13 protein-coding genes are annotated in these 11,674 nt (G+C 66.9%); 6 read left to right on the forward strand and 7 right to left on the reverse strand.

Translation table 11 applies throughout. The annotated features are described in order from the left end of the window. The first annotated feature begins 188 nt into the window (after positions 1–188). Positions 189–758 (forward strand): Hint domain-containing protein, encoded by a 570-nt coding sequence (locus tag Q0938_RS07205; protein ID WP_299360581.1) that lies wholly within the window; start codon positions 189–191, stop codon positions 756–758. A 164-nt stretch (positions 759–922) separates the two neighbouring features. Here Q0938_RS07205 and Q0938_RS07210 read toward each other — a convergent pair whose 3' ends face one another. The 5 genes from Q0938_RS07210 to Q0938_RS07230 all read right to left on the reverse strand — a co-directional run bounded on the left by Q0938_RS07210 (position 923) and on the right by Q0938_RS07230 (position 3,602). Next, positions 923–1,459 carry a lipocalin family protein gene (locus tag Q0938_RS07210; RefSeq protein WP_299360582.1) on the reverse strand — a complete coding sequence of 179 codons (537 nt, stop codon included), beginning with the start codon at positions 1,457–1,459 and terminating at the stop codon, positions 923–925. A 174-nt stretch (positions 1,460–1,633) separates the two neighbouring features. Next, entirely contained in the window at positions 1,634–2,281 is a 648-nt protein-coding gene (locus tag Q0938_RS07215; RefSeq protein WP_299360583.1) for a pseudouridine synthase, read from the reverse strand. Beyond that, positions 2,278–2,931, reverse strand: coding sequence for a LysE family translocator (locus Q0938_RS07220; RefSeq protein WP_299360585.1), 654 nt, complete (start codon positions 2,929–2,931; stop codon positions 2,278–2,280). Before Q0938_RS07220 ends, Q0938_RS07215 begins: the two co-directional genes overlap by 4 nt. Before the next feature lie 55 nt (positions 2,932–2,986). Then, complete coding sequence (locus Q0938_RS07225) at positions 2,987–3,388, reverse strand: GFA family protein (RefSeq protein ID WP_299360586.1); 402 nt, start codon at positions 3,386–3,388, stop codon at positions 2,987–2,989. Further along, on the reverse strand, positions 3,369–3,602 hold the full coding sequence (locus tag Q0938_RS07230; RefSeq protein ID WP_299360587.1) for a GAF domain-containing protein: 234 nt from the start codon (positions 3,600–3,602) through the stop codon (positions 3,369–3,371). Before Q0938_RS07230 ends, Q0938_RS07225 begins: the two co-directional genes overlap by 20 nt. 32 nt (positions 3,603–3,634) lie before the next feature. Here Q0938_RS07230 and Q0938_RS07235 point away from each other — a divergent pair, with 32 nt between their 5' ends. Next, entirely contained in the window at positions 3,635–3,895 is a 261-nt protein-coding gene (locus tag Q0938_RS07235; protein ID WP_299360588.1) for a hypothetical protein, read from the forward strand. Here the strand turns inward: Q0938_RS07235 and epmA are convergent, their stop codons facing one another. Next, complete coding sequence (epmA, locus tag Q0938_RS07240) at positions 3,896–4,951, reverse strand: EF-P lysine aminoacylase EpmA (protein WP_299360589.1); 1,056 nt, start codon at positions 4,949–4,951, stop codon at positions 3,896–3,898. Between the two features lie 85 nt (positions 4,952–5,036). Here epmA and efp point away from each other — a divergent pair, with 85 nt between their 5' ends. After that, a complete protein-coding gene (gene efp / locus Q0938_RS07245) occupies positions 5,037–5,603 on the forward strand; it encodes an elongation factor P (RefSeq protein ID WP_299360591.1) in 567 nt (188 codons plus the stop codon). A 41-nt stretch (positions 5,604–5,644) separates the two neighbouring features. On the opposite strand, the gene selD is transcribed toward efp, so the two are convergent. Next, the gene (gene selD, locus Q0938_RS07250) at positions 5,645–6,688 is read right to left on the reverse strand and encodes a selenide, water dikinase SelD (RefSeq protein WP_299360592.1); all 1,044 of its coding nucleotides are present in this window, start codon (positions 6,686–6,688) and stop codon (positions 5,645–5,647) included. A gap of 222 nt (positions 6,689–6,910) precedes the next feature. Between selD and fdnG the strand changes: the two genes are divergently transcribed. From fdnG to Q0938_RS07265, 3 genes are read left to right on the forward strand one after another with little or no spacing between them, the layout of a single operon-like run. Next, positions 6,911–9,991 carry a formate dehydrogenase-N subunit alpha gene (fdnG, locus tag Q0938_RS07255; protein WP_299360594.1) on the forward strand — a complete coding sequence of 1,027 codons (3,081 nt, stop codon included), beginning with the start codon at positions 6,911–6,913 and terminating at the stop codon, positions 9,989–9,991. Further along, positions 9,988–10,983, forward strand: coding sequence for a formate dehydrogenase subunit beta (gene fdxH, locus Q0938_RS07260; RefSeq protein ID WP_299360596.1), 996 nt, complete (start codon positions 9,988–9,990; stop codon positions 10,981–10,983). Before fdnG ends, fdxH begins: the two co-directional genes overlap by 4 nt. Next, positions 10,983–11,669, forward strand: coding sequence for a formate dehydrogenase subunit gamma (locus Q0938_RS07265; RefSeq protein ID WP_299360597.1), 687 nt, complete (start codon positions 10,983–10,985; stop codon positions 11,667–11,669). The genes fdxH and Q0938_RS07265 overlap by 1 nt, the downstream gene beginning before the upstream one ends. Positions 11,670–11,674: the final 5 nt, after the last annotated feature.

An 11,674-nucleotide genomic window follows, 5' to 3' on the forward strand; every position in this document is an offset into this window, starting at 1 on the left:
GGGCCACGAACCCGGTAGTTCGACCGCGGGGTTGGTCCGGGTTGCGCCGGCGCTGGCAGGCAGGTCTCGCCGCTGCGGCATGCGGCGCTTGGGGCGGGACGGCGCTGGCAGGGGGCTATGTCGCGCCCATGCTCAACGTCGCTCCGTCTGCGCCCGCCGTGACCGCAGGCGCACCGCAGAACTGGTGGATGGCGCTCATTCCCCTGTTCCTGCTGGCGCTTGCCTCGCGGGGCGGCGGCGGCCGCGGCAACGACGATTTCACGCCCCTGCCGCCAGATCACGGCTACATCTGTTTCGGCGAAGGGACCCTGATCTGGCTCGAGCGCGGCTGGGTCCCCGTTGAGGAGATCCAGACGGGCGACCGGATTGTCACCTCGCGCGGGATCCAGACGATCCTGACGGTCGAATCCTGGCAGCCGGTGGAATACCGAGACCGCCCAGCGGTGTTCGAGAATGTGCGCTTGTCGCCCAATCACGGCATCAAGGTCGGCAACATCATCGTTCCCGCCTGCAACCTCACCACCGTGCGGTCGCGCATCGACGGGTCGCGGTACTTCCACATCCTGGTCGAGGACCACAGTTGGCTGTTTGCCAAGGCCGACGCCGACGGGACGATCATCCGGGCTGAAAGCCTCTGCATGACTGCGGACCTGAAGCTGGCCAAGACCTTTCCGGACCTCGTGGCCCGCCACGCCAGCGACCCGGTCGCCCAAATCCGCGTCGACCCGAAGGACCCCACCGCGCGCAGGGCTGCCTGACCCGGCAGTGCGAGTTGCGTGTCGGCACGGCAGTGGGACTTTTCAATGCCGGCCGGCCGGGCCCTCGCCCAAGCCAGCCGGGATGAGCGAATGACACTTGCTGGGGGCTGGCAGTGCAGTCGAGCGCAATCGGCCTCCGCTTCCAGCGTCATGCGGTTCGGCGGTCATCCCTCCTGCTGCACCCGGATCAGCCCGTCCACGTCGAACCCCTTGTCGCGGGCGATGCCGACCAGGCGCTGATAGGTGGCCTCGTTCATCGTCGGGTCGCGCGACAGGATCCACAAATAGCCGCGGTTCGGGCCCGAGATCATCGCCCAGCGATAATCCGCATCCAGTTCGAACACGTGGTATCCGCCGGGAAAGCCGGGGAAGAAGCTGACCGCCAGGCTGGCGGTCGCGGGATCGCCAAGGGACCGGGCGGTGGCCCGGGCCTCCTTCCACCTGCCATTGCGCCGGCCGCGGTTGACCACCTGCACCGACCCGTCCGGGTTCAGGTCGTATCGCGCAGTCACATGGGTCATGTCGCGCTCGAACCGGTGGTCCAGTCGCGCGATCTCGTACCAGCGGCCCAGATACCGGGTGATGTCGAAGCCGGTGACCGGGCTGATGCCGGCCGGCCTGCGGGTCATCACGCCGCGGGCGGCGAGGCTGGCTGCGACGGTGGCGGTCAGCGCCACGGCGACGGTGCGGATCGGGGTCATCTCGGCTTTCTCCTTCGGCGGATCGGGGCACCGGTCGGGCGGTGGTCCCGGGCTGCGGTTCGGCGGCTCAACGCGCGATCCCGGGGAAAGGCTGCGCGCGGCCGGCATCACCGCACGTTGCGGGATATGTGCAGAACGATGCATGAAAACTGCATGAACCATGCGTGAACATCGTCAGAATGGTGCAGGGGCCGAAAAGCTCATGCTGAGGTTGCTGTCGGGGTGGCGCAGCCGCAGCGTTTCGGCATGCAGCATCAGCCGCGGATGGTCCGCGGCCGCCCCCGACGCGTACAGCGTGTCGCCCAGGATCGGGTGTCCGAGGCTCGCCATGTGCACCCGCAGCTGGTGGCTGCGCCCCGTCACCGGCGTCAGCCGCACCCGCGTCTCGGCGTCACCGGCACGCACCACCCGCCACTCGGTCCGCGCCGGCCGGCCGGTCTCGTGATCCACCTTCTGCCGCGGCCGGTTCGGCCAGTCCACGATCAGCGGCAGGTCCACGGCCCCCGTCGCCGGCACCAGCCGCCCGGACACCCGGGCGATGTAGGTCTTCTTCACCTGACGCTGCTCGAACTGCCGGCCCAGATGGCGCTGCGCATGCGGCGTCAGCGCAAAGACCATGATCCCCGACGTGTCCAGGTCCAGCCGGTGCACAAGTAGCACGGTGGGAAAGGCGCGGCCCAGCCGGGCGATCAGGCAATCGGCCCGGTCCGGCCCGCGCCCCGGCACCGACAGCAGCCCGGCCGGCTTTTCGACCACCAGGATCTGGTCGTCGTCATGGATCAGCCGCGGCGGCTCGTCGGTGGGTCGATAGACAAAGCTCATCGCGCCACCAGCCGCAGCGCCAGCCCCGCGAACATCACCGCCGCGACCCGGTTCAGCACCCGCATGTGCCGGCCCAGCATCTGCCCCAGATACCCGGCCACGACGCCATAGCCCATCGTGACGATCGTTCCGGTCACCACAAAGATCAGCCCCAGCCCCAGGATCTGCTGCCAGATCGGCCCATAGGCCAGCCGCGTGAATTGCGGCAGGAAGGCCAGCAGGAACAGCACCGGCTTGGGATTCAGCAGGTTCGACAGCATGCCGCGGCGGACGATGGTCCACGGGCGCACCGCCGCCCGGACGGACAGCTGTACGGGTCCGGCCGTCCAGCTTTTCCACGCCAGCCACAGCAGGTAGAAGGCGCCGGCCCAACGGATCAGGCGCAGCGCCTCGGGGTGCGCGGCCACGATTGCGCCCAGCCCGACCGTGGCCATCAGCACGTGGCACAGCGCCCCCATCCCCACGCCGAACCCCGCCAGCGCCCCGGCGCGCGGCCCGCCCTGCACCCCGCAGGCGCTGGCGAAGACGACGTCCTGGCCCGGCGCAAAGTTCAGGACCAGCCCGCCCGTGACAAACGCCGCAAGCTGCGCAGGCGGGATGTTTCCCAGCGTCTCCCAGATCACCCGCGCAAACCCCGCCGCAACTGCCACGGCGGGCCGGAGAGCGCCGGCACAAGTCGTACGGCACCGGACAGGCCGCCTGCGCTCACTGCCTGTCCTCCTGCGGCACACCGTCGGCGATGTCGTAGTAGTCGCCCTTGTCGCCAACCCAGATATGCCGCTCCAGCTGCAGCCCGGTCGGGGACTCGATGCAGCCCAGAGCCACGTCGATCTGATCGCTGCCGGTGGCGCGCCAGAACATCGAGGATCCGCAGGTGGTGCAGAACCCCCGCTCGGCCGCGGCGGACGACGGGTACCAGCGGACATGCGCCGCGCCCTCGATCGTCAGCTGGTCGCGGGGGACCGGAATGGCGGCCCAGACATGCCCGGACCAGCGCCGGCACTGGCTGCAATGGCAGGCGGCCGCGTCGGACAGCGCCCCACGGATGGTGACGCGGACTGCGCCGCACAGGCACGCGGCGTGCCGCTCAGAGTTTTCCAAAGACATTCTGCATCATCCCTTCCAGGCCGGCCTGATCGGCGGCGGTAAAGGCGTCGGGCCGATTGCTGTCGATGTCCAGCACTCCGATCAGCCGCCCGTCGGCCCCGAAGACCGGCACCACGATTTCGGACCGGGTCGACTGGCACACGCGATGTGGTCCGGGAACGCATCGACGTCCGGCACCAGTTGCGTCCGGCCCGTTCGGGCCGCGGCGCCGCACACCCCGCGTGAAAACGGGATCGTCAGGCAGCCATGCCCGCCCTGATAGGGCCCGATCTTCAGCAGCTCGGGCCCGACCACGCGATAGAAGCCTGTCCAGTCGAAGCGATCATCGGCGTGGTGGATCTCGCAGGCGAGCGTGGCCATCAGCGCCACCTCGTCGGTTTCGCCCGCGGTGAGCGAGCGGATGCGTGCGGCAAGGGCGGGGTAATCGACCATGCCGCACAGGCTACCCGCGCGGCACCGGCCGCAAAAGCCCCCTTGGCCCGGCAGGAAAGGGGTCGTCAGGGATGATCAGGGCACCGGGGTCCACAGCACGTCGTCGATCCGCGGCACCCCGGTGGCCAGCATCACCAGCCGATCGAATCCCAGCGCGATGCCGCTGGCCGGTGGCATGCGGCTGAGCGCATCCAGCAGGTCGTCATCCAGCGGATAACGCTCACCGTGCACCCGCTGCTTCTCGTCCATCTCGGCCACGAACCGGCGGCGCTGTTCGTCGGCGTCGGTCAGTTCGCCGAAGCCGTTCCCCAGTTCCACCCCGCAGGCATACAGCTCAAACCGCTCGGCGACGCGGGGGTCATCGGGCGCGCGCCGGGCCAGGGCGGCCTCGGGGGCGGGATAGCGGTCCAGGATCGTGGGGCGGCCGTGGCCGAGATGCGGCTCGATCCGGTCCACCAGCACACGGCTGAGGATATCGCCCCAGCTGTCGTCCGCCGCCACCCGCAGGCCGGCCGCGCGGGCCTGCGCGGCCAGGGCATCCCGGTCCGTCTGCCCCTGCACGGTCACGGTGGCCAGCAGGTCGATGCCGGCGTGTTTGGCGAACGCGTCGGCCACCGACAGCCGCTCGGGGTCCGCAAGCGGGTCGCAGGTGCGGTCGCGGAACCGCAGGACGGGCGTCCCGGCGGCCCCGGCGGCCAGCCGCAGCATCGCGGCGCAGTCATCAATCAGCACGCCGTAGGATTCGCCCACCCGGTACCATTCCAGCATGGTGAATTCCGGGCTGTGCAGGGGACCCCGTTCGCGATTGCGCCAGACATGGACGAAGGCCGCGATGCGGGTTTCACCGGCGGCCAGCAGCTTCTTCATGGCGAATTCGGGGCTGGTGTGGAGGTACATCCGCCGCCCCTGCCCGTCATTTCCGATCGCCTCGGTCGCAAAGCCGTGCAGATGCGCCTCGTTGCCCGGACTGATCGCCAAAGCCGCAGGATCCACCTCGGTGAAGCCCTCGGCCTCCAGCCAGCCACGGATCGCCCGCTGGATGCGGTTGCGGGTGATCAGAACAGGCCGACGGTCGGCATGGCGGCCGCGGTCCCACCACGGGGTCTGCGTCGCCGGTGTCGGACGGGGCATCGGCGCACCTCTGGCGATTTCGCGCGTGATGCGCTAAGCACCGCGGCGATAATCCACGCATTCCCAGATCGCAAGAAAGTCGCAAGTGAAAGTCATCGCCTCCAGCCTCCGCAAGGGCAACGTTGTCGAGATCGACGACAAGCTGTATGTCGTGCTGACCGCCCAGAACTTCCACCCCGGCAAGGGCACCCCCGTCACCCAGGTGGACATGCGCCGGATCGCCGACGGCGTGAAGGTCAGCGAGCGCTGGCGCACCACCGAACAGGTGGAGCGCGCCCATGTCGACGAACGCGGCTACGACTTCCTGTATGAGGACGGCGAAGGGTTCCACTTCATGGAGCCCGAGACCTATGAGCAGGTCGTCGCCCCCGCCGACATGGTCGGCGACCAGAAGGCCTATCTGCAGGAAGGCATGCGGGTGTCCCTGCAGGTGTTCAACGGCGCCCCGATCGCGCTGGAACTGCCGCAGAGGATCACCGTCGAGGTCACCGAGACCGAGCCGGTGGTCAAGGGACAGACCGCGTCGTCGTCCTACAAGCCCGCGACCTGCGACAACGGGCTGCGGGTGATGGTGCCCCCCCATATCGGCGCCGGTACGCGGATCGTGATCAACACCGAAGACAACAGCTACGTCGAACGGTCCAAGGACTGAATGCGCCGGGCACCGGCCGGATCGGCCGGGGCCGCGCTTGATCAAAGGACGGTCACACCGCCGCCTTGCTCGACCCCGCCGATCACGGCAGCCAGCGGATAGCCTGCCTCGTGCAGCCGGTCGATCCAGCCCGGCGCCGAGTCCGCCGCGACGGACACCAGCAGCCCGCCGGAGGTCTGCGGATCGCACAGCAGCGCCCGCTGCCAGTCGGGACAGTCGGGCGGCAGCGTGATGTCGTCGCCATAGGCGGCCCAGTTGCGGTGCGAGGCGCCGGTCACGAACCCCGCCTGCGCCAGGTCGTCCGCCCGGCTCAGCCGTGGCAGGGCGGCGCGATCGATCACCAGCCGAACGCCGGACGCCCGCGCGACCTCCAGCCCGTGGCCCAGGATACCGAAACCGGTCACATCGGTGATCGCACGGACCGCCGGATCGTCGGCCAGATCGACCCCGATCCGGTTCAGCAGGGTGGTCGAGGCGATCATCTCGTCGATCCCCGCCTGATCCAGCGCATCCTTCTTGATCGCGGCGGAATAGTGGCCGACGCCAAGCCCCTTGGTCAGGATCAGCACATCCCCGGGCTGTGCATCGGCATTGCGGCGCAGCTTGCCGGGATTGACGATGCCGATCACCGCCAGCCCGTAGATCGGCTCGACCGAGTCGATGGAATGCCCGCCGGCGACCGGAATCCCCGCCTCGGCACAGACCGACTGGCCGCCCTGCAGGATGTCGCGGATGGTGCCGGCCGGAAGCCGGTCGACGGGCATCCCGAGAATCGCCAGCGCCATGATCGGCCGGCCGCCCATCGCATAGATGTCGGAAATGGCATTGGTGGCGGCGATGCGGCCAAAGGCATGGGCATCGTCGACCATCGGCATGAAGAAATCCGTCGTGGCGATCACCGCGGTCTGATCGTCCAGCTGCCACACCGCGGCATCGTCGGCGGTCTCGTTTCCGACGAGCAGCTGCGGGAACATCTGGCCCACGGGCTGGTCGGCCAGCAGTTCGCGCAGGACGGCCGGCGCCAGCTTGCAGCCGCAGCCGCCGCCGTGGGACAGTTGGGACAGGCGGAGATCGGTCTGGGCCATCGGACATCCTTTCGTGGGCGTGCGGCCGTGTGCCGGCGATCACAGATGGGCATTCAGGGCGTCCGTCCCGCGCAGATGTCAACCCGCCGGACACGGGACCGACAGCCTGGCCCGGTTGACCCCGATCCGAACCAGCCCAGGCCGAGTGTTTCTTGACTTGATCCCGGATTGCTCCAAGATGGTCGGACCTATCTTGGTGGACAGGCAACAACGGAGGACCCGATGAACATCGACCTCTCGCGTCGCAGCTTCCTGAAGCTGGCGGGCGCGGGTGTCGCGGCAACATCGCTCGGAGCGATGGGCTTTGGCGAGGCAGAGGCGGCCGAACTTGCGCATGTGCGCGATTTCAAGCTGGTCGCCACGACCGAAGCACGCAACACCTGCCCCTATTGCTCTGTCGCATGCGGCGTCATCCTGTATTCGCGCAAGGACGAGCAGACCGGCAAGAACCGCATCTTCCATATCGAAGGCGATGCGGATCACCCGACCAACCGTGGGACGCTGTGTCCCAAGGGCGCGGCGCTGCGCGGTTTCGTGAATGCCGAGACGCGCCTGACCCAGCCGATGATCCGGCGGGCCGGCGGCACCGCGTTCGAGCCGATCAGCTGGGACGATGCGCTGAACAAGATCGCCCGGACCATGAAGGACGATCGCGACGCGAACTTCATGACCCTGAACGAGGTGGGCATCCCGGTGAACCGGTGGACCACCGCGGGGTTCCTGGCCGCTTCGGCCACCACCAACGAAACGGCCTGGGCGACCTACAAGGTGGTCCGGTCGATGGGTATTGTAGGTTTCGACAACCAGGCACGCGTCTGACACGGCCCCACGGTGTCCAGTTTGGGCCCGACATTTGGCCGTGGAGCGATGACGAACTCCTGGACCGACATCAAGAATACCGACCTTGTGATCGTGATGGGCGGCAATGCCGCCGAAGCCCACCCCTGCGGGTTCAAGTGGGTAACCGAGGCCAAGCACCATCGCGGGGCCAAGCTGATCGTCGTGGACCCCCGGTTCACGCGCACCGCATCGGTGTCCGACTACTATGCCCCGATCCGTCCGGGGACCGACATCGTGTTCCTCATGGCCCTGATCCGGTACATGATGGAGAACGACAAGATTCAGTGGGATTACGTTCGCAACTACACGAACGCGTCGCTCATCGTGAAGGACGAGTTCGGGTGGAAGGACGGGCTGTTCACCGGCTATGACGAGGAAAAGCGCGACTATGACAAGTCGAGCTGGGACTATGTCATCGGCGAGGACGGCTACGCCGAGGTTGACCCGACCCTGGAGAATCCCCGTTGCGTGTGGCAGTTGCTGCGCGCGCATGTCGACGCGTACACGCCCGAGATGGTGGAACGCGTCTGCGGGACACCCAGCGACAGGTTCCTGAAGATCGCGGAAATGATCGGGGAATGCTCGTCGCCCACCAAGACGATGACCTCGATGTACGCGCTGGGCTGGACGCAGCATTCCAAGGGCGCCCAGAACATCCGCGGCATGGCGATGCTGCAGCTGATCCTGGGCAATATCGGGGTCCGGGGCGGCGGGATGAACGCGCTGCGCGGCCATTCCAACATCCAGGGGCTGACAGACATCGGTCTGATGTCCAACCTGATCCCCGGCTATCTGAACATTCCCACGGAAAAGGAACCCAGCTGGGAATCGTACATGAAGAGCCGGGCGTTCAAGCCGCTGCGCCCGAACCAGACCAGCTACTGGCAGAACTATCCCAAGTTCATGGTCAGCTTCATGAAGGCAATGTGGGGTGACGCCGCCACCAAGGAGAACGACTGGGCCTACAACTATCTGCCCAAGCTGGATGTCCCTACCTATGACGTCCTGCGGATGTTCGAGCTGATGGATCAGGGACGCTGCAACCTGTACTTCTGCCAGGGCTTCAACCCGCTGCTGGCCTTCCCCGACCGGGGCAAGGTCACACGGTCGCTGTCCAAGCTGAAGCTGCTGGTGACGATGGACCCGCTGGAAACCGAGACCGCCCGCTTCTGGGAAAACCACGGCGAGCACAATCCGGTGGATTCCGCCGCCATCCAGACCGAAGTGATCCAGCTGCCGTCGTCCTGCTTTGCCGAGGACGAAGGTTCGCTGACCAACTCGGGCCGCTGGCTGCAGTGGCACTGGCCGGGCGCCGAGCCGCCGGGTGACGCCAAGCTGGACACTTGGATCATGGCGCAGATCTTCCTGCGGGTGCGCGATCTGTACCTGAAGGAAGGCGGCGTGTTCCCCGATCCCATCGTGAACCTCACCTGGGATTACGCCGACCCGAACGATCCCACCGCCGAAGAACTGGCGAAGGAGATGAACGGGCGGGCGCTGGAGGACGTCACCGATCCTGCTGACCAGGCCAAGGTGCTGGCCGCCAAGGGCAAGCTGGTGAAGAACTTCACCGAGTTGCGCGACGATGGTTCGACCTCGTGCGGCTGCTGGATCTATTCCGGCTGCTGGAACGAGGACGGCAACAACATGGCGCGGCGGGACAATTCCGACCCCGACGAAACCGGCGCCTATGCCAACTGGTCGTGGAGCTGGCCGGTCAATCGCCGGACGCTGTACAACCGGGCCTCGGCCGATCTGGCGGGCAATCCCTGGGATCCGGAACGTCCGCTGATCTGGTGGACCGGCGAGAAATGGACGGGGTACGACGTCCCTGACATCGCACCCACCGCCAAGCCCGACGAGGTGGGCCCGTTCATCATGAACCAGGAAGGCGTATCGCGCCTGTTCACCCGGGGCATGATGCGGGATGGTCCGTTCCCGACCCACATGGAGCCGTTCGAAAGCCCCATGGCGAACGTGTTCAACGCCAAGATGCGCGGGAACCCGGTCGCGCGCCTATTCGAAAGCGACGTGGCGCATCTGGGCGACAGCACGGAGTTCCCGTTCGTCGCCACCAGCTATCGCCTGACCGAACATTTCCACTACTGGACCAAGCACAACGTGGTGAATGCCTCGCTGCAGCCCGAATTCTTCGTGGAAATCAGCGAGGAGCTGGCCGCGGAGCGCGGAATCACCCGCGGCGGGCAGGTGCGTGTCTGGTCCAAGCGTGGCGAGGTCTGGGCCAAGGCGCTGGTGACCAAGCGGATCAAGCCGATGATCTGCGACGGCAAGACCGTCCATGTCGTCGGAATTCCGCTGCACTGGGGCTTTGTCGGCGCCGCACGCAAGGGGTGGGGGCCGAACAGCCTGACGCCCTTTGTCGGTGACGCCAACATCGAGACGCCGGAATACAAGGCGTTCCTGGTGAACATCGAACCCGCAGTCGGGGAGGCCGTGTCGTGACCGTATCACCCATGATGGACAGCCCGCGGACCGCGGCGGCCAATCCGCCGGTCCAGCCGGTGCAGGGCAATATGGGCCAGGCCGCCGTGGTGCGATCCTCGGCGGGGGGGCCGGTCGCCGCCGAACCCACCGCCCTAACGCCGGTCGCCAAGCTGATCGACGTCAGCAAGTGCATCGGCTGCAAGGCGTGCCAGTCGGCCTGCGTCGAATGGAACGACACCCACCCCGAGATCGGGGCGAATGTCGGGGTCTACGAAAATCCGCTGGATCTGACCCCCGACATGTACACGCTGATGCGGTTCGCCGAATACGACAACCCCGACAGCGGCGACTTCGAATGGCTGATCCGCAAGGATGGCTGCATGCACTGCGCCGAGCCGGGCTGCCTTACGGCCTGCCCCGCACCCGGCGCGATCGTGCAGTATTCGAACGGCATCGTCGACTTCATCCAGGAGAACTGCATCGGTTGCGGCTATTGCGTCAGCGGGTGCCCGTTCGACATCCCGCGGCTGGGTCGGGCGGACCACAAGGCGTACAAGTGCACGCTGTGTTCCGACCGGGTCGCCGTCGGCCAAGGACCGGCCTGTGCCAAGGCGTGCCCGACCAAGGCGATCACCTTCGGCACCAAGGACGACATGACCGCCCTGGCGGCCGAGCGGGTCGAGGATCTGAAGTCACGCGGCTACGACAATGCCGGGATCTACGATCCTGAAGGCGTCGGGGGGACGCATGTCATGTACGTCCTGCACCACGCCGACAAGCCCGGCATCTACAACGATCTGCCGGAAAATCCGCAGATCGCCGGGGTTGTCGAGAACTGGAAAGGTCCCACCAAGACCTTCGGCCTGGCTGCGATGGGGCTCGCCGCGGTGGGCAGCCTCGTGATGGGGCTGATGACCCGCAGTGACGTGGAGGCCGAAGACGAACAGAGGGCCGCTGACATGGTCGACCGCGCGGCCGACCCGGCGGCACCACCGGAGGAGCAGGTCTGATGGCGCGTCGCGTCTATTCCGAGCCCGGCGACCGGATCGTGTCCCGCGATCCGGTCGAGGTCAAACGCTATGGCGGGCTGACCCGGCTGAACCACTGGGTGACGGCAATAACCCTGATCCTGCTGGCGCTGTCCGGTTTCGCCTTCTTCGATCCGTCCCTCTACTGGCTGTCGGGACTGTTCGGCGGCGGCGAGACCACGCGCTGGCTGCACCCCTTCATCGGGATCGTGCTGTTCCTCAGCTTCATGCTGCTGTTCCTGCAGTTGTGGCGCTACAATATCATGCGGCGCGAGGATCTGGTCTGGCTGTCCAACTTCCGTGACGTGGTTTCCGGGCATGAAGAACGTTTGCCGGAACTCGGAAAGTACAATTTCGGGCAGAAATTTGTCTTCTGGGCGATGTTCTGGCTGATCCTTGTGCTGATCATCTCTGGCGTGATGATCTGGTACCAGTTCTTTCCCGACCTTGTTTCCGTCGAGACCCGTCGGATCGCTCTGCTGACCCACTCGGTCTCCGCGGTGCTGATCATCCTGACCCTCATCCTGCACATCTTCGCGGCCTTCTGGACCCGGGGAACCCTGCAGGCGATGGTCTCGGGCCGGGTGACCGGGGGCTGGGCCTGGCGGCACCACCGCAAGTGGCTGCGGGAACTGGCTAGACGCCAACGGGCCGATCCGGCAGAGTGACCCCT

Source organism: uncultured Paracoccus sp., assembly GCF_947496875.1.
In the GTDB taxonomy this organism is placed as follows: Bacteria; Pseudomonadota; Alphaproteobacteria; order Rhodobacterales; family Rhodobacteraceae; genus Paracoccus.